Raw genomic sequence first — 19,695 nt, 5'->3', positions numbered from 1 at the left:
AAGGTCCTTGCCGCAATGGCCGCCATGTCCCGCAAGAAATTCCTGATCCTCACCGCGATCGCCGCGATCCTGTTTGCGGGCTTCACCGCGCTCGGCATCTGGCAGGTCTACCGGCTGCAATGGAAGCTCGATCTGATCGCCGCCGTCGATGCCCGCGTTGAGGCGCCTGCTGTGCCCGCGCCGGGGGTAGGCGAGACGGTGACGCGCGAAGATGACGCCTATCGCCATGTCAGCGTCACCGGTCGCTATATCGAGGCGGCGCAGACGCTGATCTACTATCCGACGCAGCTCGGCGCCGGCTATTTCGTGATGACGCCGCTTCTGCGCGATGACGGCAGCTATGTGCTGATCAACCGCGGTTTCGTGCCTGAAGGCAGGCAGGACAATCCCGCCAATTATCGCGCGCCCGAGGGCGAGGTCACGGTCGCGGGGTTGCTGCGCATGCCGGAAAGCAAGGGCTGGCTGTTTTCGCGCGCCAATGATCCCGTCGATGGCAAATGGTATCGCCGCGATGTCGCCTCGATCATGGGCACCCGCGGCCTCGTGCCGTTCGCGCCCTATTTCATCGATGCCGAAGCGAGCGGCCCGACGGGCAAGCTGCCGATCGGCGGCCTGACCGTGGTCACATTTCGCAATGCACATCTGAGCTATGCGCTGACATGGTTTGCGATGGCGCTCGGCACGCTCGCGCTCTATGTCTTCGTGCTGCGCTATGAACGGCGTTCCTCTTCCTCCGACGACGAATAGGGCTTGCTTGTCAAAGGCTTGTCCTGTTGCCGCGTGTCTGCCGGCCTGAAGTTTCCGTCATCCCCTGCTTTTTCGCCCCCTGTGGAAAGCGCGAAAGAAATCCCGCGTGCATGACGGTTCAACTATCGGTTGGTAGCCGTTGCCGGTGGCGAGGGGCCATCTTTATGGCCATCGGCAATTTCAAGAGACCGATTCGCTGGGCCGGCACATGCCGCATCAGCACTGTTTGCCCGTTCCGGGCGGTATTTTTCCCCTGTCACAATGCGTTAACCCTGAATGTGGAAAACAGGTCCACGGAACACTATATATGGTTGGTTTTGGCATTCCTGTTCGCAGATATTGTGTTATGGTGAGTCTATCGAATCAATGCTGACACGTCAGCGGCGTCCGGTTCTCAGGTTTTTTGAGTCTCCATAGGCATATGTCGAAGTGGTGTTCCTCGTGGACAGCGCGATTTCTGCCGGCTTCTGGAGAGCCAAAATGCCAGTCCGGTCAATGTGTTCGAGATGTCTGTTGAGAAATGGCGGCGGCGGCCGTTTGCAACCGCCGGCGTTTCGATCAGGCAAGAGCCGGCCATGGGTCCGGGACGAGGCTATGCCGTGTTGGTTGCCAGCCTCGCCAGATGCGCGGGAAGCGCCGAGGGTTCGCCCGGCGGCGCTTTTTGAAGAAAATGATTATGCGAGGATAACGATGAAGATCACTGTCTATTCCAAACCGGCTTGCGTGCAGTGCAATGCAACGACCCGCGCGCTGGAGCGCAAGGGCCTCGACTATGAAGTGGTTGATGTGTCGGTGGACAACGATGCCTATGATCAGGTCGTTGGCATGGGCTATCGGCAGGTTCCGGTCGTCGTCGCCGGCGAACAGCACTGGTCGGGCTTCCGTCCGGACATGATCGGCGCGCTTGCCTGACCATGAATGCCGCCGGCTGATAGCCGGCGAAGCCTGAAGAAGGCGTTGCGCCGCATCCATGCGGCGAGCGCCTGAGCGATCAGACGGCGCGTCAGACGGGCGCGCCGTGTTGGTGAAGAGGACAAGAGGATGACGGGCATGCTCGTCTACTATTCGAGCGCCACGGGCAACACCCATCGTTTCGTGACCAAGACAGGCCTTCCGGCAAAGCGTCTCGGCCCCCAGGGGGATACGAAAAAGGTGGAAGAACCCTATGTGCTGGTCGTTCCCACCTATGCCGGCGGGGACGGCAGGGGAGCGGTGCCGAAACCGGTCATCCAGTTCCTCAACGATCCGGAGAACAGGGCGCTGGTGCGCGGCGTCATCGCTTCCGGAAATACGAATTTCGGAAATACCTACGGCATTGCCGGCGACATCATCGCGGCCAAATGCAAGGTACCATACCTCTATCGTTTCGAGCTTCTCGGGACTGAAGAGGATGTCAACAACGTCAAACAAGGGCTGGAAGAGTTTTGGAAACGGCAGAATTGAGGATGGCCACAAGCGCCGAGGAAGAAACCGTGCAGGGCACCGAGAAAGTTGCGGAGAAGGGCGTCGCCAAGGCGAAGCCCGCGACGCTGGACTACCATGCCCTGAACGCGATGCTCAATCTCTATGACGAGAACGGGCACATCCAGTTCGACAAGGACCGGCTGGCGGCGAAGCAGTATTTCCTGCAGCACGTCAACCAGAACACCGTGTTTTTCCATAACCTTCGGGAAAAGCTCGATTACCTGGTTGACGAGGGCTATTACGAGCAGGAAGTGCTCGACCAGTATGCGTTCAATTTCGTGCGCGATCTCTGGGACCATGCCTTCGACAAGAAGTTCCGGTTCCAGACCTTCCTGGGCGCCTTCAAATATTACACCGCCTATACGCTGAAGACGTTTGACGGCAAACGCTATCTGGAGCGCTACGAAGACCGCGTCTGCATGGTCGCGCTCGCGCTTGCCAAGGGCGACGAGGCGCTTGCGACCGCGCTGGTGGATGAAATCATCGCCGGCCGCTTTCAGCCCGCAACGCCGACCTTCCTCAACGCCGGCAAGAAGAGCCGCGGCGAGTTGGTCTCCTGCTTCCTGCTGCGCATCGAAGACAATATGGAATCGATCGGTCGCTCGATCAATTCGGCGCTGCAGCTTTCCAAGCGCGGCGGCGGCGTGGCGCTGTCGCTGACCAACATCCGCGAGCACGGCGCGCCGATCAAGAAGATCGAGAACCAGTCCTCCGGCGTCATCCCGGTGATGAAGCTGCTCGAAGACTCCTTCTCCTACGCCAATCAGCTTGGCGCGCGTCAGGGCGCGGGCGCGGTCTATCTCAACGCCCATCACCCCGATATCATGCGCTTCCTCGACACCAAGCGCGAGAATGCGGATGAAAAGATCCGCATCAAGACGCTGTCGCTTGGCGTGGTGATCCCCGACATCACCTTCGAACTCGCCAAGAACAACGAGGACATGTACCTGTTCTCGCCCTATGACGTCGAGCGCGTCTACGGCAAGGCGATGACCGAGGTTTCGATCTCCGAGCATTACCGCGAGATGGTCGACAACCCGGAAATCCGCAAGAAGAAGATCAACGCCCGCGCCTTCTTCCAGACGCTGGCCGAACTGCAGTTCGAAAGCGGCTATCCCTATATCCTGTTCGAGGATACCGCCAACCGCGCCAACCCGGTCGCCGGCCGGATTTCGATGAGCAATCTCTGCTCGGAAATCCTGCAGGTTTCAGAAGCGAGCGAATTCGACGAGGATCTGTCTTACAAGCATATGGGCAAGGACATTTCCTGCAATCTCGGCTCGATGAACATCGCCATGGCGATGGATTCTGACGATTTCGGCCGCACCGTCGATACAGCGATCCGCGCGCTGACGGCTGTGTCCGACATGAGCCACATCTCCTCGGTTCCCTCCGTCGAGAAGGGCAATGACGAGAGCCACGCCATCGGCCTCGGCCAGATGAACCTGCACGGCTATCTCGCCCGCGAGCGCATCTTCTACGGCTCGGAGGAAGGCGTCGACTTCACCAATATGTATTTCTACGCCGTGACCTATCACGCGCTGAAGGCCTCGAACCGGATCGCCGTCGAACGCGGCGTGACCTTCGCGGATTTCGAAAAGTCGAAATATGCAAGCGGCGAATATTTCGACAAGTACATCGAGAAGGACTGGGCGCCGGCGACCGACCGCGTGCGCGACCTGTTCGAAAAAGCCGGCATCGACCTGCCGACGAAGGAAGACTGGCTGGCGCTGAAGGACGCGGTGATGAAGGGCGGTCTTTATAACCGCAACCTCCAGGCCGTGCCGCCGACCGGCTCGATCTCCTACATCAACAATGCCACCGCCTCGATCCACCCGATCGTCTCCAAGATCGAGATCCGCAAGGAAGGCAAGATCGGCCGCGTCTATTATCCGGCGCCGTTCATGGACAATGACAATCTGGAATATTACCAGGACGCCTATGAAATCGGGCCGGAGAAGATCATCGACACCTATGCGGCGGCGACCCAACATGTCGACCAGGGCCTGTCGCTGACGCTGTTCTTCCGCGACACCGCCACCACGCGCGATGTCAACAAGGCGCAGATCTACGCCTGGAAGAAGGGCATCAAGACCATTTACTACATCCGTCTTCGGCAGATGGCGCTTTCGGGCACCGAGGTCGAAGGCTGCGTATCCTGCAGCCTGTGATGAGGGGAAGAAAAACCATGAACATGCAGAAGAAACCCGTCATCGCCGTGCCGCGCGCTGTCAACTGGAACCGCATTGTCGACGAGAAGGACCTCGAGGTCTGGAACCGGCTCACCGGCAATTTCTGGCTGCCGGAAAAAGTGCCGCTGTCGAACGACATTCCCTCCTGGTCGACGCTGAAGGAAGACGAGCAGAAGCTCACTATCCGCGTTTTCACCGGTCTGACGCTGCTCGACACCATCCAGAACACGGTCGGCGCGATCACGCTGATGCCGGATGCCGTCACCCAGCACGAGGAAGCGGTGCTGACCAATATTGCCTTCATGGAGGCCGTTCACGCACGCTCCTATTCCTCGATCTTCTCCACGCTCTGCTCGATGCCGGAAGTGGACGACGCCTATCGCTGGTCGGAAGAAAACGCCTTCCTCCAGGAAAAATCGCAGCTCATCCTGCAGGAATATCGCGCCACCGATCCGCTTCGTAAGAAGGTCGCGAGCGTCTTCCTCGAAAGCTTCCTGTTCTATTCGGGCTTCTATCTGCCGATGTACTGGTCGAGCCGCGCCAAGCTCACCAACACCGCCGACCTGATCCGCTTGATCATCCGCGACGAGGCCGTGCATGGCTATTATATCGGCTACAAGTTCCAGCAGGGACTGAAGAAGGTTTCCGAGGCCGAGCGCGAGGCGATCAAGGATTTCACCTTCGGCCTGCTGTTCGAACTCTACGAGATCGAATCCAAATATACCGAGCAGCTTTACGATGCGGTCGGGCTCACCGAGGACGTGAAGGCCTTCCTGCATTATAACGCCAACAAGGCGCTGATGAATCTCGGTTACGAGGCGCTGTTCCCGCCGGAAGCCTGCAAGGTAAACCCGGCGATCCTTTCGGCGCTGTCGCCGAACGCCGACGAGAACCACGACTTCTTCTCCGGTTCCGGCTCCTCCTATGTCATCGGCAAGGCGATCGCCACCGAGGACGACGACTGGGATTTCTGATCCCCTTCAGCAGAGTCCGGGCATTTTTACGGCCAGGCGGAAACGCCTGGCCGCGTCAGTTTGACCGGTTCGCCAGCAGCGTGCTGGCCCCTTCCTCAAGGCTCGGAACGGCGACGATATAATCGACCTTGTCGGCCTTCCACGCTTTCAGGAACTTGTAATAGTCCTTGAACACCAGGCAGCCATGGGAATCGCCCGGCGTGCGCAGCATGTAGGTGTGGGCGAGAATGCCGGTGCGGCCGAGCGGATTGGTGCCGTCGACAGAGGTCATGCGCAGCGCCGGCACGCCGTGGAACAGCGATTCGCGCATCGTCAGCTTGTAGGTCGCCGCCGGCACCGCGCCGGCCATCTTGACATGGGTGCCGTTCGGGTTGTCGCGATACTTGCCCTTGCCGGAATGGGCTTCCATCACCTCGCCGTCCGGCATGTAGACCTTGGCAGCGGAGATGTCATAGACGGCGACCTTCTTGGTGCGGCCGGGAACCTCGCCCATGATTTCGTCGAGATCGTCGTGACCGAAATCGGCATAGGCAAGCTGCATGCCTGCGGGCCGTTTGGCGGGCACCGGCACTTCACCCGGCGAGAGACGGGAGGAATCGGCGCCCTGAAGCACCAGTTTGAAGGCATCGTCGGCATTGGTGTCGCTGCTCGGGGCGAGCGCGGCAAGGGTGGTGGACGGGGCGGCGGGCGTCGGGACCGCCGCCGCTTTCGGCTGAAGCTCGGGCGGAACCCCGGCAAGCGCGATCTCGGAGCCGGCATTATCGGCGATCTGGCGGCCGACCAAGCCGCGCTGGAGATCGGCGAGCGCCATACGGCCGGCCTGCTCCAGCCGGCCCGCCAGAAGGGCCTGCCTGATATCATCCGGAGCGAGCGCCGGCTTCGCGCGGGCCTGGCCGGTCCTTGCGGCAAGCAGGCGCGCTTCCTTGGCGCTCTGGGCGCGCTCGGGCGCCTTGAACGCCGGGTTGACCGTGAGGCTGATGCCACGCGAGGAGGCGAATTCGGGCTTGGAGACCGTCGCCGAGATGATCGGCGATGAGGCGATGGTGATGATCGCGCCGCCGGCGATCGCCGCCATGATGCCCGCGAGCGAAAGCCGCAGCAAGCCGTTCCTGCGATCACGCCCGGGGCGGGATTTCGAATTCTTGATCGACGTCACGAAACACACTTCCTACGCAAAACTCAAAGACGGTGTGACAGGTGCCAGTCGGAAAAATACTGCGCGCAGGGTAAATTTTTCATTACGACCGGAGCGGACGGTCAGAGACTGACGGGTGTCACGACGGCCTGAACAGGCGGAGGCGCCTTTGGTTGCCGGGTTTTTGCGGACGGAAAAAAAGTTGCGTGGCGGCATGCGGGCTTGGTCCTCTAACACTGGATTTGGCCTTCTTGGTATTGGGTCATTTGACCTTTACGTTTGCGTCACTGGGCTCAAGGAGCGCCTAGAACCCAAAATGGGAGAAAATGCGGCCACTCCAGATAAAGCCCGAAAATGCGGCAGGCTTGAGGACGGTGCAGTTGCGGCGGTCTTTTTAGCCAACACTTGCGGAAGCCGCGGGAATGCTGTCAAAGTCGACTTTTCGATGATGTGAGGACAGCCGGTTTTTGCGGGAGCGGGGGCATCGCTTCGGTCTCGGGACAGGTGTGTCCGGATTTTTACGAGGCTCTTTTGATCGAACATTTTCATCTTGTGGCGACAATGGCGATTATCGTCGGGACGATCGGTCTTTATTCCCTTGACCGTTTCCCGATCGAAGCGGTGTCGCTCGCCGCGCTCGGCATGCTTCTTGTGCTGTTCGGCGCGTTCCCGTTTACTGTGGAAGGCGGAAGGCCGCTGCCGATCGAGGATATGCTCGCCGGCTTCTCCTCGCCGGCGCTGGTCACGGTGCTGGCCCTCCTGATCGTCGGCCAGGGCCTGTTCGCGACCGACGCGCTGGAGGGCGTGACCAACCGGATCGGCCAGTTCTACGGCGCCAATCCGCGCCTGCTGATCATCATGATCCTGGCGACCTGCGGCATGACCTCGGCATTTTTGAACAACACGCCGGTCGTCGTCATCTTCATTCCGGTGCTGGCCTCGCTTGCCGCGCGGTTCCGCCTGCCGCCCTACCAGATCTTCATGCCGCTCTCCTTCATCACCATTCTGGGCGGCATGACCACGATGATTGGTTCCTCGACAAACCTGATCGCGGCCGGCATCGCCAGTCGCGAGGGCGTCAATCTCGGCTTTTTCGATATCACCGGCATGGGCGCTATTCTCGCCGGCGCCGGCGCTGTCTATGTGCTGTTCGTCATGCCGCGGATCTTCACCCGGGAGCGGTCGCAAAAGCGCTTCGAACAGGAAAGCGCCGGCACCCAGTTTCTGGGCGAGGTGGTTCTGCTCGGCGAAAGCCGCTATGTCGGGGAACGTGCCCGCTCGGGCTTCTTTCCCGTGCTGACGCCGATGTCGCTGCATGCGCTCGTGCGCGATGAGAAGGTGCTGCTGCCGCCTTATGACGACGGCCTGACGCTGCAGCCGGGCGACCGGTTGCAGATGACGGGCACCCGCAAGGGGTTCATGGATCTTCTGGCCAAGGGCGAGATCAGCCTCGCGGCGCCGCCGGACGGGACCCTGCCGACGTCGGAACGGCGGGTGGGCGCGCATTATCATCTGGCCGAAGCGGTGATCACGCCCGGTTCGCTGTTCGAGGGACGCACGGTGCGCTTCAGCGGCATTCAGCAGCGCTTCAACATCGCCATATTCGGTGTCCGCCGCAAAAGCCGGATGGCGCGGACGCCGTTCTCGCAACTGCGTTTCGAGGCGGGCGATACGCTGCTGATCGGCGGTCGCGAGGACGATCTGCGCGCCATGCGCGGCAACCACGATATCCTTCTGCTCGAGCATTCGGCCGAAAGCGTGCCGCCGCGCGACAAGGCGCTCTTGGCGAGCGGCATCTTCGCGGCGATCGTCATCCTGTCGGCCACCGGTATCACGCCGATGGTGGTCAATGCCGTTACCGGCGCGCTTTTGATGATCCTGTTCGGCTGCCTGACGCTGCAACAGGCCGCCCGCGCTTTCGACCGGCAGATATACCTGCTCGTCGGCGCGTCGATCGCCATGGCGACGGCGCTTCAGGCAACCGGCGGCGCGCAACTGATCGCGGAAGGCATCGTCGCGCTTGGCGGCGGCTCCTCGGCGTGGCTGATGATCGTGATGCTGTTCGTCGGCGTCTCGATCCTCACCAATGTGCTTTCCAACAATGCGGCGGTCGCGCTGTTCATCCCGATCGGGCTCAGCATGGCGCGGCAGATCGGCGCGCCGCCGGAGGCCTTCGCCGCAGCCGTGATCTATGCCGCCAACTGCTCGTTCGCGACCCCGATCGGCTACCAGACCAATCTCATGGTCATGGGGCCGGGCCACTACAGTTTCGGCGATTTCATCCGTGCCGGCGTGCCCTTGATCGTGCTGCTCACCGTGGTGTTCGCGTTGACGGCGCCCTGGTATTACGGGCTGTGATCCCTGCCATGGACCTTCAGTTCAGGCTGGTCCAGTTCGCCGATTTGCAGATCAGCTTGCCAAGGATGCAGCCGCGCGTCTCCATCGCCGCGCCGTCGAGCGAGATCTCCATGGAATAGGTGAGGCTGCGCCGCACATCGCGTGCCCGGCCCTCGTAGCGCGACGGCCCGACCGGGTCGACATCCATGACCAGCGTATCGCCGACGCGCTCGTTGCGCGTGCCGGGCCTGACCCAGACATTGGTGGCGCACAGGTCGTCGCCGCATTGCTCGACCAGCACCCGCGCCTTGCCATCGCCGCGCGCCCACACGCCGGCAAGGTCGGAGGCTTCTGCAAGCCCGGGCGCGGCCGCCAGCGGAAGCGCAAGCAAAAATGAGGTTCTCCGGTTCATCCCTGTCTCCTCTCACGGTTTTGCGCGCGACCGGCAAAGGCGGGTCTTTGCGCGGCGCGCATCAACAACAACCAGACAAGGGGAATTACGGGAGAAAACACCTGCCGGTTCGCTCGGCGGCGTTTTTATTGTCGGGCACGCTATCGGGAAACGGAGCCCGATGGGGAAGCCAGATGATCGAGGCCGGCGGTGCGGCACCAGCCTTCGAGAGCCTCGCGGATAGCCGCCTGCGGCGGGCCGTTGCGGTTGAAGCCCCACCAGATGATCGCGCCCTGCCACAGGCTCGCCATCTGCCGGCCCAGCGCCGGATTATCGCCGAGCCGGCGCGAAAGCGCGGCCGAAAGTCTCTCGCCCCAGGCCCTGCCGCGTGCCCTCAGCGCCGGGTTGCGCATGTCCTCGCGCAGAAGCGGCAGGCCGCCATCGAGGCCATGTTCGGCATCGGGCGTGAGATGCAGAAGCAGGTCGATCGCGCCACGCGGCGAGACCGGAAAGGCGGCATCGGCGGCGTCGGTTGCCTCATCAAGCCGGTCCCAGGCAAACATCAGGATGGCCTCGACCATCGCCGCGCGGTCGCCGAACCGCTGTACAAGCGTGGGCGCGGAGAGGCCGCTGCGCGCGGCGGCTTTGGCGAAGGTCAGGTTGTCCGGACCGGTCTCGGCGATGGCGTCGAGCAGCATGGCGAGAAGGGCCGGTTCGGAAATTGACTTGTTTCTGGGCATGAGACATTTATGAATGAACATTCATTTATAAACAAGGAGCGCTTATGGCAAAGATTGTGGGTTATATCGCAACCAGCCTCGACGGGTTCATCGCCGGACCGGAGGACAATCTCGATTGGCTGTTCCGCTATGACGGGCTCGATCTTGGCGAACACGATTACAATCTCTTCCTGGGGCGGATCGGCACCCTTGTCATGGGGCGGGGCACGTATGACTTTCTGGACCGTGTGGAAGGCCCCTGGCCCTATGAAGGCAAGCGGGCGCTGGTCGTGACATCACGCCCCATCGACCGTCCGAAGGGGGCAATCGAGACGAGGACGGACGTCGACAGCCTGATCGCGGAACTGCGCGCGCTCGACGATGGCGATGTCTGGATGCTCGGCGGCGGAAAACTGCAGATGGCGTTCATCGAGCGCGGCGCGCTCGACGAAATCGAAATCTATGTCATGCCGGAACTGATCGGCGGCGGGTCGCCACTGTTTCCGGCGACGGGGTTTGCGGCGCAGCCGCGCCTGCTGAGCGTCAAGGCGCTCGACCGGGGCTGCGTCAGGCTGCATTACAGTTTTGCTGACCCGGCTTCCCGATAGTCGAGCCCGATATCGAGCACGGGGGCGGAATGGGTGAGCCAGCCGATCGAAATCAGGTCGACGCCGGCCCTCGCCACCGCGCCGGCGGTCTCGGGCGTGATGCCGCCGGAGGCCTCGGTGATCGCGCGGCCGGCGACGATCGAAACCGCTTCAGTGAGCGTTTCCGGCGACATGTTGTCGAGCAGCACGGCGTCGACGCCCTCATCCATCGCCTCGCGGAGCTGGTCGAGCGTGTCGACCTCGATCTCGATCTTGACCATGTGGCCGGCATGCTTCCTGGCGGCCTGAAGCGCGGGACGGATGCCGCCGGCGATCGCGATGTGATTGTCCTTGATCAGCACCGCATCGGCGAGCGAGAAGCGGTGATTGCCGCCGCCGCCGGCCTTCACCGCGTATTTCTCCAGCGCGCGCAGCCCCGGCGTGGTCTTGCGGGTGCACACGATCGCCGCACCGGTGCCGGCGACGGCCGAGACGACCCCGGCGGTGACCGTGGCGATGCCGGAGAGGTGACCGAGGAAATTGAGCGCGGTCCGCTCGCCCGTTAGCAGCGCGCGCGAGGGGCCGGTGACGGTCGCGACGATATCGCCGGCCTCGACCTTGTCGCCATCCGCCACATGCCGGGTCATGACGATTGCGGGATCGACCAGCGCGAAGGCGAGTTCGGCGGCATCGAGGCCGGCGATCACGCCGGGCCTGCGCGCCGCCATCACCACGGTGGAACGATGGCCGGCCGGGATCACGGCATTGGCGGTGATGTCGCCGGCAAGGCCGAGGTCTTCCTCAAGCGCGCGGCGCACGGCGGGTTCGATGATCAGGCGGGGCAGCATATGTCAGGCACTCCGGGCGAGGGCGGGGCGCGCGGCGAGCGCGCGGGCATGGGCGAAAACGGCGTCAAGCGTCATCGTTCGACGCCGGCTTTCGGGGTTCTTCTGCGGAAAGTCGATGCGGGCATGGCCGCCGCGCGATTCTTCGCGCATCGCGGCGAACACGGCTATCGAGAGCGCGACGATCGCCGGGTCGGCGTCCGGGCCGTCGCCTTCTGCGAGCGGCAGCAGAGCGGCGATCGCCTCGCCAAGGGCGGCGTGATCGCGGGTGACGCCGAGCGCGCCGGAAACGATGCCGCGCACGGTGGCAAGCCCGGGGGCGGCGGGCAGCGCCAGTGCCGGGAGTGGACGTTCGGGCGCGGGCGGCGCGGCGGCGATATCGGCGGCGGCGGCAAGCCCGGTGACGGCGGCCTCCAGCAGCGAATTGCTCGCCAACCGGTTGGCGCCGTGAAGCCCGGTCGCAGCGCATTCGCCGACGGCATAAAGACCGCCGACCGAACTGCGGCCCGAAGCATCCACGGCGATCCCGCCCATGTGATAATGCTCGGCCGGACGCACCGGAATGAGATCGGTCGCCGGGTCGATGCCGGCGCGGGCGCAGATTGCGAAAATCTCCGGAAAACGAGCCCTGAAGCGGATGCCGAGCGCGGCCCGCGCATCCAGAAAAACGCGGCCGCCCCGGGCGATCTCGGCGGCGATCGCACGGGCGACGACATCGCGGGGCGCAAGCTCCGCGCCCGGCGTCGCGGCCAGAAAACGCTCGCCTTTCTCGTTCAGGAGCAAGGCCCCTTCGCCGCGCACCGCCTCGCTGATCAGCGGCAGCGGACGGATATCGGTTGCGAGCGCCGTTGGGTGAAACTGCACGAATTCCATATCGGCAAGGGCGGCCCCGGCGCGGGCGGCAAGCGCCACGCCCTGGCCGAAATTGCCCGCCGGATTGGTGGATGCGTCGTAAAGCCCGCCAATGCCGCCGGTCGCGATCACGATGCGCGCGGCCGCGAGCCGGAACGGTTGGCCATCCTTCACGCCGGAAAGCCCGCAGACCGCATTGTCGCGCACCAGCAGGCGGCGCGCCTCGGCCCCGGAAACGACCGTGATCGAAGGGGTCGCGGCCACGGCGCGCGTCAGCGCGGCGATAATGGCAGCCCCCGTTGCATCGCCGCCGGCATGGATGATCCGCCGGCTGGAATGGGCGGCTTCCAGCCCGAAGGCGAGCCTTCCATCGGGGGTGCGATCGAAGGCGACGCCATGGTGCTCGAGAAAGGCGATCGCCTCCGGCGCGCCCTGCAATATCCGCGCCGCCGCCTCGGCGTCGCAAAGCCCGTCCCCGGCCGCCAGCGTATCGGCAAGATGCAGCTCCGCGCTATCGTCGTCGCCAAGGGCGGCGGCGATGCCGCCCTGCGCCCAGCCGGTGGAGGTCTCGGCGCCGAGGTTCGCCTTGGTCACCAGCGTCACCGGCAACGGCGCCAGCGCAAGCGCCGTTGCCAAACCGCCGATCCCGGAACCGATGATGGCGATGGTCATACCGCGAGCATCCGCTCGACGGCGCGGCGGGCATCATCGGCGATCGCCGGATTGATGGTGATCTCGTGGCGCATCTCCTGAAGGGCGGTGCGGATATTGCCAAGCGTGATCCGTTTCATGTGCGGGCAGAGATTGCAGGGACGGACGAAGTTCACATCGGGGTGGTTGACCGCGACGTTGTCGCTCATCGAACATTCGGTCAGAAGCACCACCCGGCCGGGTTTGGTGTCGCGGACATAGTCCGACATGCCGGCGGTGGAGCCAGCGAAATCGGCCTCCGCGACCACCTCCGGCGGGCATTCGGGATGGGCGATGATGGTGACGCCCGGCCAGGCTTCGCGCATTTCGCGCACGTCGTCGGCGGTGAAAAGTTCGTGCACTTCGCAGTGGCCGCGCCAGGCGATCAGCTCGACATCGGTCTCGCGGGCGACATTGCGGGCGAGGTATTCGTCCGGCAGCATCAGCACTTTCGGCACGCCGAGCGATTCCACCACCTTCTTGGCATTGCCCGAGGTGCAGCAGATGTCGGAGGCGGCCTTCACCGCGGCCGAGGTGTTGACATAGGTGACCACCGGCGCGCCGGGATGGGCCTGTCGCATCAGCGCGATATCCTCGGGCGTGATCGAATCCGCCAGCGAACAGCCGGCCCCCATGTCGGGGATCAGCACGGTCTTTTCCGGGTTCAGGAGCTTGGCGGTTTCGGCCATGAAGTGGACGCCGGCGAGCACGATGACATCGGCGTCGACCCTTGTGGCCTCTCGGGCCAGCGCCAGGCTGTCGCCGACGATATCGGCGACGCCGTGGAAGATTTCCGGCGTCTGGTAGTTATGGGCGAGGATGACGGCGTTGCGCTCCCGCTTCAGGCGGTGGATCGCCTCGATATCGTCGGAAAAGCTCAGCCATTCCGCCTTGGGAATGACATGGGCGACGCGGTCGTAAAGGGCATCGGCGGAAAAGGGCGCGTTCATCTGCGTTATCTCCTGTGTTCGGCCCGGCGCGGAAGAATCGGGGAAGCCGCGCCGGGCCTGCCAGGGGAGGCGTTGGGGAAACCTCGCGCTGGTCGATTAATACTCAATCTGAGTATATCATGGGCGCAAGCATTACGCCCTTATTGAGGGGGAGTCAAGAACGCGCGAGCGGGAGCCTTGAAAGCGTCAGCGCCCGCTCCTCGACAATCGCGTGGCGATAGCGGTAGAGCCTGGCCGGGCGGCCGCCGGCCTTGTCGGAGGTCTGGCCGGTTTCCTCGATCAGGTTCTGCTGGTCGATCTGGCGGCGGAAATTGGGCTTGTGCAGCTTGAGGCCCGCCAGCGCCTCGACGCATTTCTGAAGTTGCAGCAGGGTGAAGCTTTCCGGCATGAGTTCGAAGATCACCGGCCGGTATTTGATCTTGGCGCGCAGCCGCGCGATCGCGGTTGCGAGAATCCGGCGGTGATCGGCGGCCATCGGCTTGCCGAACCAGAAGGCCGGCGTCTGTCCGGCCTCGGCGATCAGCCCCGCCTCATACATCAGCTCGAAGCGCTGCAGCACGAGTTCCTCGTTCCAGGCCATGCCCTCCATGCCGAAGGCGAAGCGGATGCGCTGGCGGCGTTCGGCGCGGCCCGGCCGCTCGCTCATCGCCCACTGCATCATCAGGTCGCTGACCTGTTCCAGGATTTCCGGTCTGCCCTCGCGCAGGTCCTCCCACGGAAAATAGGTGTACCAGTCCTTCCACAGCGGCCCGCCGCCGCCGGGCGGCGGCTGTTCGCGCACAAGGCCCAGATAGCTGATCGAGATGGTGCGCTCGCCATCGAACCCGCGATCGCGGTCGGCGAAGGTGTAGAGCTGCTCGAGATAGCCGACGGGGTGCCCGGTCTGTGCCCTGATCCAGGAATTGAGCCCGCCCTGCAGCGTGCGGTGGCCGTTTTCGAACGGGCCGGAGGGCAGCGCCGCCCCCATGCGCACGGTCATCACCCGCGGCGCATCATTGGTGAGCGCGGTCAGGACGGCGATCAGTTCGGCATGGACGCGGGCTTCGGTCACGGGCGCTCCGGATGGGTATCGGGGCAGGATATCACCATATCGAGAATGGCAGTACGTCATGAAATCAAGGGCGGGTCATCTCAGACTTTCGCATGATTGGCAAATGGCGGCCTGCTTGTATGGTCGCCTGTGGAAAGCAACTTTCGGCAACGCCGCGCCTATTGTCGTGAAAGAGAATTACGCGCTTTGCCGCCACATTTTGCCAAAAATAAGCAGGTCACGGAAAATTCAAGGATTTCATGTGTTTGCCACGCCTGACGCGAGAGCGGTAACATGTTTTTTGATTGCATGGTCAATAAAAAGCGCTAGTCTCGCCATCAGTGTGACGTCTGCGGTTGGGCGCGGACCCGCATGAAGTTCAGCATAATTCGGGATCGTGACAGGGCGAAAAAGCCGGGAGCGGTGCCGGAAAGTGCGAAACCTTTGGCGGCGAGATGCCGTCGACGATATGAACCACAAGGGGAAAATGATGAAGAAACTGAAGGCTTTGGCGCTCGCCACGAGCGTTTTCGTATCGCTTGGCGGCGCCGCCAGCGCATCAACGCTGGTCTACTGCTCGGAGGGCTCCCCCGAGGGCTTCGATCCGGCGCCCTATACCGCAGGCACGACATTCGACGCCTCCTCGCGCGCCATCTACAATCGCCTCGCCGAATTCAAGCACGGCTCCACCGAGGTCGAACCCGGGCTTGCCGAGAGCTGGGACGTTTCCGATGACGGGCTGGAATACACCTTCCACCTGCGTCCGGGCGTCAAGTTCCAGACGACCGACTATTTCACCCCGACGCGCGAGATGAACGCCGACGACGTGATCTTCTCGTTCATGCGCCAGATGGATGAATCCAGCCCCTGGTACCAGTATGCGCCGGGCATCTCCTGGGAATATTTCAACGGCATGTCGATGCCGGACCTGATCAAGAGCACCGAGAAGGTCGATGACATGACGGTCAAGTTCGTGCTCAACCGGCCGGAAGCGCCGATGATCGCGAACCTCGCCATGGACTTCGCCTCGATCATGTCGAAGGAATATGCCGACCAGCTTGAAGAAGCCGGCAATCTGGAGCAGTTGAACCAGAAGCCCGTCGGCACCGGCCCGTTCACCTTCGTGAACTACCAGCAGGATGCCGTCATCCGCTACAAGGCCAATCCGGACTACTACAAGGGCAAGGAAGATCTCGACACCCTGATCTTCGCGATCACCACCGACGCCGCCGTCCGTCGCCAGAAGCTGGAAGCCGGCGAGTGCCAGATCATGGTCTATCCCGCGCCCGCCGATCTGGAGGCGCTGGAATCCAATGACGACATCACGGTCATGGCCAAGGAAGGCCTGAATGTCGGCTATCTCGCCTACAACACCAAGGTCGCGCCCTTCGACAATCCGAAGGTCCGCAAGGCTCTGAACATGGCGGTCGACAAACAGGCCATTCTGGAATCGGTGTTCCAGGGCGCCGGCGAGGTTGCCAAGAACCCGATCCCGCCGACCATGTGGTCCTATAATGACGACGTGCAGGACGACCCCTACGATCCCGAAGCCGCCAAGGCGATGCTGGAAGAGGAAGGCGTCACCGATCTTTCGATGAAGATCTGGGCGATGCCGGTGCAGCGTCCTTACAATCCGAACGCCCGGCGCATGGCCGAGCTGATGCAGGCCGACCTCGCCAAGGTCGGCGTCGATGCCGAGATCGTGTCCTATGAGTGGGGCGAGTATCTGGCCCGGTCTTCGGCGGAAGATCGCGACGGCGCCGTGCTTCTCGGCTGGACCGGCGACAATGGCGACCCGGACAACTTCCTGGCTGTGCTGCTCGGCTGCGATGCCGTGGGCGGCTCCAATCGCGCCCAGTGGTGCTACGAGCCCTTCGAGGAACTGATCCAGAAGGCCAAGGTCACCTCCGACACCGAGGAGCGCACCGAGCTTTACAAGGAAGCGCAGGTGATCTTCAAGGAACAGGCGCCGTGGAACACGATCGCCCATTCCAAGGTGTTTATGCCGATGACCAATTCGGTCGAGGGTTTCGTCATGGACCCGCTCGGCTATCACCGCTTCGATGATGTAACCATCGCCGAATAAGGCCTCGCACAAGAGAAGGGGGCCGAAAATGCGGCCCCGGTTTGCAAGAACCTCTCCCCGATCGGGAGTCACCCTCGGGCTTGACCCGAGGGTCCAGGCAGCGCCCACCGCGTCGCCTGGATGCTCACCAGAGCATGACGCCTTTCGGGATGGCAGGCCGAAAAGCAAGCCGGATGCCGGTCATGCGGCCCCCTTCCGTTTTCGGGAATCGTCATGCTCAGATTTCTGTTCAGCAAGCTTTTGCTGATTGTCCCGACCTTTATCGGGATCACCATCGTTGCTTTCGGCTTCGTGCGCGTCCTGCCCGGCGATCCCGTCCTGCTTCTGGCCGGCGAACGCGGCATGGACCCCGACCGCTACCAGAAGCTCCTTCACCAGTTCGGCTATGACCGCCCGATCGTCGTTCAGTATCTCGATTATGTCTGGGGTCTGCTGCATGGCGATTTCGGCGTTTCGATCGCCACCAAGCAGCCGGTGTTCCAGGAGTTCCTGAACCTGTTTCCGGCCACCGCCGAACTTGCGATTTCCGCGATGCTGCTCGCCATCATCATCGGCATTCCGGCGGGCATCATCTCCGCGGTCAAGCGCGGCTCGGTGTTCGACCAGGCCACAATGGGCATAGCGCTCACCGGCTATTCGATGCCGATCTTCTGGTGGGGCCTGCTGCTGATCATCCTGTTTTCAGGGATTTTGGGCTGGACGCCGGTCTCCGGCCGCATCTCGCTGCTCTATTATTTCCCCTCGGTCACCGGCTTCATGACGATCGATTCGCTGCTCTCGGGCGAAAAGGGCGCGTTCACCTCGGCGCTGTCGCATCTGATCCTGCCGTCGGTCGTACTCGCCACCATTCCGCTAGCGGTGATTGCCCGCCAGACGCGCTCGGCGATGCTGGAAGTGCTGGGCGAGGACTATGTCCGCACCGCCCGCGCCAAGGGGCTTTCCGGAAGGCGCGTCATCGGCATCCATGCGCTCAGAAACGCGATGATCCCGGTCATCACCACGATCGGCCTGCAGGTCGGCATGCTGATGGCCGGCGCGATCCTGACCGAGACGATCTTCTCCTGGCCGGGCATCGGCAAATGGATGATCGATTCGATTTCGCGCCGCGACTATCCGGTCGTCCAGGGCGGGCTGGTGCTGATTGCCGGTCTCGTCATGCTCGTCAACCTGCTCGTCGATCTCGCCTATGGCCTCATCAATCCGCGCATCCGTCACCAATAGGAGCTCAGCCATGTCAGACAGCACGCTGGGCCAGCCGGTCCAAAAACGGAATATCCGCCTGCAGATGCTTACCGAATTCTGGCACTATTTCAGCCAGAACAAGGGGGCTGTCGCCGGCCTCGTGGTCATCGTCCTTCTGGTGCTGATGGCGGTCTTTGCGCCGCTGCTCGCGCCGCATAATCCCGATCAGCAATATCGTGACATGTTCCTGACCCCGCCATTCTGGCAGGAGGGCGGAACGCTGACCTTCCCGCTCGGCACCGATGCGGTCGGCCGCGACATGCTCTCGCGGCTGATCTACGGGTCGCGCTATTCGCTGGTGATCGGCCTCGTGGTCGTGTCGGTGGCGCTGCTGCTCGGCATCACGCTCGGGCTGCTCGCCGGCTTCTTCCGCGGCTGGGTCGATGTCGCGATCATGCGGGTCATGGACGTGATCCTGGCCTTCCCGCCGCTGCTTCTGGCGCTGGTTCTGGTCGCCGTCCTCGGCCCCGGCCTGTTCAACGCCATGATCGCCATCGCGCTCGTGCTGCAGCCGCATTTCGCGCGGCTGACCCGGGCGGCGGTGATGGCGGAAGCGCGCCGGGAATATGTGGTCTCGGCCCGCGTTGCCGGCGCGCGCAATCTGCGCCTGATGTTCAAGACCATCCTGCCCAATTGTCTGGCGCCGCTGATCGTGCAGGCCACGCTCTCCTTCTCCAACGCCATTCTGGAGGCAGCAGCGCTCGGCTTTCTCGGCATGGGCGCGCAGCCGCCGACGCCGGAATGGGGCACGATGCTGGCGGAAGCGCGCGAATTCATCCTGCGCGCCTGGTGGGTCGTGACCTTTCCCGGCCTCGCCATCCTGATCACGGTTCTGGCGATCAATCTCGTGGGCGACGGCCTGCGCGATGCGCTCGATCCCAAGCTGAAGCGGAGCTAGGCTCATGGAACCACTCCTCGACGTTCAAAATCTCTCCGTCAGCTTCCCGACCGCGAACGGCGAAACCACGGTGCTGCACAATGCCTCCTACCGGATCCACAAGGGCGAGGTGCTGGCCATTGTCGGCGAAAGCGGCTCCGGCAAGTCGGTCGCCATGCTCGCCGTGATGGGGCTGTTGCCGCCAACGGCGACGGTAACCGCCGACAAGATCACCTTCGAGGGTCGCGACATCGCTGATCTTTCGCCGAAGGCGCGCCGGAAGATCATCGGCAAGGATATCGCGATGATCTTCCAGGAGCCGGTCGCGAGCCTCAATCCGTGTTTCACCGCCGGCTTCCAGATCGAGGAAGTGCTGAAGCAGCATACCGACCTCGACAAGAAGGCCCGCCACGCCCGCGCCATCGAACTGCTTCAGGCCGTCGGCCTGCCCAACCCGGAAGACCGGCTGAAGGCCTATCCGCATCAGATGTCGGGCGGCCAGTGCCAGCGCATCATGATCGCCATCGCCATGGCCTGTTCGCCGAAGCTCCTGATCGCCGACGAGCCGACGACGGCG

General features: G+C 63.0%; 18 protein-coding genes. 11 read left to right on the top strand and 7 right to left on the bottom strand.

Annotation, left to right across the window (positions count from 1 at the left end; translation table 11 throughout):
* The first annotated feature begins 15 nt into the window (after nucleotides 1–15).
* The 5 genes from B4E36_RS20470 (at nucleotide 16) to nrdF (ending at nucleotide 5,377) form a co-directional block, all read left to right on the top strand.
* Nucleotides 16–747, top strand: coding sequence for an SURF1 family protein (locus B4E36_RS20470; RefSeq protein ID WP_292055928.1), 732 nt, complete (start codon nucleotides 16–18; stop codon nucleotides 745–747).
* 690 nt (nucleotides 748–1,437) lie between these two features.
* Entirely contained in the window at nucleotides 1,438–1,659 is a 222-nt protein-coding gene (nrdH, locus tag B4E36_RS20465; protein WP_018065714.1) for a glutaredoxin-like protein NrdH, read from the top strand.
* Between the two features lie 129 nt (nucleotides 1,660–1,788).
* Nucleotides 1,789–2,190 (top strand): class Ib ribonucleoside-diphosphate reductase assembly flavoprotein NrdI, encoded by a 402-nt coding sequence (gene nrdI / locus B4E36_RS20460; RefSeq protein WP_292055926.1) that lies wholly within the window; start codon nucleotides 1,789–1,791, stop codon nucleotides 2,188–2,190.
* Nucleotides 2,191–2,192: 2 nt separating this feature from the next.
* Nucleotides 2,193–4,382, top strand: coding sequence for a class 1b ribonucleoside-diphosphate reductase subunit alpha (gene nrdE / locus B4E36_RS20455; RefSeq protein ID WP_292055924.1), 2,190 nt, complete (start codon nucleotides 2,193–2,195; stop codon nucleotides 4,380–4,382).
* 17 nt (nucleotides 4,383–4,399) lie between these two features.
* Complete coding sequence (gene nrdF, locus B4E36_RS20450) at nucleotides 4,400–5,377, top strand: class 1b ribonucleoside-diphosphate reductase subunit beta (protein ID WP_018065711.1); 978 nt, start codon at nucleotides 4,400–4,402, stop codon at nucleotides 5,375–5,377.
* Between the two features lie 55 nt (nucleotides 5,378–5,432).
* Here nrdF and B4E36_RS20445 read toward each other — a convergent pair whose 3' ends face one another.
* Nucleotides 5,433–6,533, bottom strand: coding sequence for a DUF2778 domain-containing protein (locus tag B4E36_RS20445; protein WP_292055921.1), 1,101 nt, complete (start codon nucleotides 6,531–6,533; stop codon nucleotides 5,433–5,435).
* A 510-nt stretch (nucleotides 6,534–7,043) separates the two neighbouring features.
* Between B4E36_RS20445 and B4E36_RS20440 the strand changes: the two genes are divergently transcribed.
* A complete protein-coding gene (locus B4E36_RS20440) occupies nucleotides 7,044–8,870 on the top strand; it encodes an SLC13 family permease (RefSeq protein ID WP_018065710.1) in 1,827 nt (608 codons plus the stop codon).
* 16 nt (nucleotides 8,871–8,886) lie between these two features.
* Here the strand turns inward: B4E36_RS20440 and B4E36_RS20435 are convergent, their stop codons facing one another.
* Nucleotides 8,887–9,261, bottom strand: a complete 375-nt coding sequence (locus tag B4E36_RS20435) for a DUF2147 domain-containing protein (protein WP_292055918.1) — start codon at nucleotides 9,259–9,261, stop codon at nucleotides 8,887–8,889.
* A gap of 140 nt (nucleotides 9,262–9,401) precedes the next feature.
* A complete protein-coding gene (locus tag B4E36_RS20430) occupies nucleotides 9,402–9,980 on the bottom strand; it encodes a TetR family transcriptional regulator (protein WP_292055917.1) in 579 nt (192 codons plus the stop codon).
* A gap of 44 nt (nucleotides 9,981–10,024) precedes the next feature.
* On the opposite strand from B4E36_RS20430, the gene B4E36_RS20425 reads away from it, so the two are divergent.
* The gene (locus tag B4E36_RS20425; RefSeq protein ID WP_292055915.1) at nucleotides 10,025–10,567 is read left to right on the top strand and encodes a dihydrofolate reductase family protein; all 543 of its coding nucleotides are present in this window, start codon (nucleotides 10,025–10,027) and stop codon (nucleotides 10,565–10,567) included.
* On the opposite strand, the gene nadC is transcribed toward B4E36_RS20425, so the two are convergent.
* The 4 genes from nadC to B4E36_RS20405 form a co-directional block, all read right to left on the bottom strand.
* A complete protein-coding gene (nadC, locus tag B4E36_RS20420) occupies nucleotides 10,537–11,394 on the bottom strand; it encodes a carboxylating nicotinate-nucleotide diphosphorylase (RefSeq protein WP_292055913.1) in 858 nt (285 codons plus the stop codon). The two genes, B4E36_RS20425 and nadC, sit on opposite strands and share 31 nt — an antisense overlap.
* 3 nt (nucleotides 11,395–11,397) lie before the next feature.
* Nucleotides 11,398–12,915 (bottom strand): L-aspartate oxidase, encoded by a 1,518-nt coding sequence (locus B4E36_RS20415; protein ID WP_292055911.1) that lies wholly within the window; start codon nucleotides 12,913–12,915, stop codon nucleotides 11,398–11,400.
* The gene (gene nadA, locus B4E36_RS20410) at nucleotides 12,912–13,883 is read right to left on the bottom strand and encodes a quinolinate synthase NadA (protein WP_292055909.1); all 972 of its coding nucleotides are present in this window, start codon (nucleotides 13,881–13,883) and stop codon (nucleotides 12,912–12,914) included. Before nadA ends, B4E36_RS20415 begins: the two co-directional genes overlap by 4 nt.
* 154 nt (nucleotides 13,884–14,037) lie before the next feature.
* Complete coding sequence (locus B4E36_RS20405) at nucleotides 14,038–14,934, bottom strand: NUDIX hydrolase (RefSeq protein ID WP_345900754.1); 897 nt, start codon at nucleotides 14,932–14,934, stop codon at nucleotides 14,038–14,040.
* A gap of 469 nt (nucleotides 14,935–15,403) precedes the next feature.
* Here B4E36_RS20405 and B4E36_RS20400 point away from each other — a divergent pair, with 469 nt between their 5' ends.
* The 4 genes from B4E36_RS20400 to B4E36_RS20385 form a co-directional block, all read left to right on the top strand.
* On the top strand, nucleotides 15,404–16,999 hold the full coding sequence (locus tag B4E36_RS20400; protein ID WP_292055905.1) for an ABC transporter substrate-binding protein: 1,596 nt from the start codon (nucleotides 15,404–15,406) through the stop codon (nucleotides 16,997–16,999).
* Between the two features lie 213 nt (nucleotides 17,000–17,212).
* A complete protein-coding gene (locus tag B4E36_RS20395; protein WP_292055903.1) occupies nucleotides 17,213–18,220 on the top strand; it encodes an ABC transporter permease subunit in 1,008 nt (335 codons plus the stop codon).
* A 10-nt stretch (nucleotides 18,221–18,230) separates the two neighbouring features.
* Nucleotides 18,231–19,139: an ABC transporter permease subunit gene (locus B4E36_RS20390; RefSeq protein WP_292055901.1), complete on the top strand. Its 909-nt coding sequence runs from the start codon at nucleotides 18,231–18,233 to the stop codon at nucleotides 19,137–19,139.
* A gap of 4 nt (nucleotides 19,140–19,143) precedes the next feature.
* On the top strand, nucleotides 19,144–19,695 hold a 552-nt coding region (locus tag B4E36_RS20385; RefSeq protein WP_345900753.1), incomplete at its 3' end, for an ABC transporter ATP-binding protein.

Origin of the sequence: Martelella sp. UBA3392 (assembly GCF_002358775.1) — a bacterium.
GTDB classification, from domain to species: domain Bacteria; phylum Pseudomonadota; class Alphaproteobacteria; order Rhizobiales; family Rhizobiaceae; genus Martelella; species Martelella mediterranea.
This window is presented reverse-complemented; position numbering and strand designations above follow the sequence as displayed.

Coding starts and splice junctions, on each gene's coding strand:
- nrdI (WP_292055926.1), top strand. CDS start 1,789: ATGACGGGCATGCTCGTCTACTATTCGAGCGCCACGGGCAACACCCAT.
- B4E36_RS20415 (WP_292055911.1), bottom strand. CDS start 12,915: ATGACCATCGCCATCATCGGTTCCGGGATCGGCGGTTTGGCAACGGCG.
- B4E36_RS20425 (WP_292055915.1), top strand. CDS start 10,025: ATGGCAAAGATTGTGGGTTATATCGCAACCAGCCTCGACGGGTTCATC.
- B4E36_RS20400 (WP_292055905.1), top strand. CDS start 15,404: ATGAAGAAACTGAAGGCTTTGGCGCTCGCCACGAGCGTTTTCGTATCG.
- nrdF (WP_018065711.1), top strand. CDS start 4,400: ATGAACATGCAGAAGAAACCCGTCATCGCCGTGCCGCGCGCTGTCAAC.
- B4E36_RS20435 (WP_292055918.1), bottom strand. CDS start 9,261: ATGAACCGGAGAACCTCATTTTTGCTTGCGCTTCCGCTGGCGGCCGCG.
- B4E36_RS20390 (WP_292055901.1), top strand. CDS start 18,231: ATGTCAGACAGCACGCTGGGCCAGCCGGTCCAAAAACGGAATATCCGC.
- B4E36_RS20395 (WP_292055903.1), top strand. CDS start 17,213: ATGCTCAGATTTCTGTTCAGCAAGCTTTTGCTGATTGTCCCGACCTTT.
- nrdE (WP_292055924.1), top strand. CDS start 2,193: ATGGCCACAAGCGCCGAGGAAGAAACCGTGCAGGGCACCGAGAAAGTT.
- B4E36_RS20430 (WP_292055917.1), bottom strand. CDS start 9,980: ATGCCCAGAAACAAGTCAATTTCCGAACCGGCCCTTCTCGCCATGCTG.
- nadC (WP_292055913.1), bottom strand. CDS start 11,394: ATGCTGCCCCGCCTGATCATCGAACCCGCCGTGCGCCGCGCGCTTGAG.
- nrdH (WP_018065714.1), top strand. CDS start 1,438: ATGAAGATCACTGTCTATTCCAAACCGGCTTGCGTGCAGTGCAATGCA.
- nadA (WP_292055909.1), bottom strand. CDS start 13,883: ATGAACGCGCCCTTTTCCGCCGATGCCCTTTACGACCGCGTCGCCCAT.
- B4E36_RS20470 (WP_292055928.1), top strand. CDS start 16: ATGGCCGCCATGTCCCGCAAGAAATTCCTGATCCTCACCGCGATCGCC.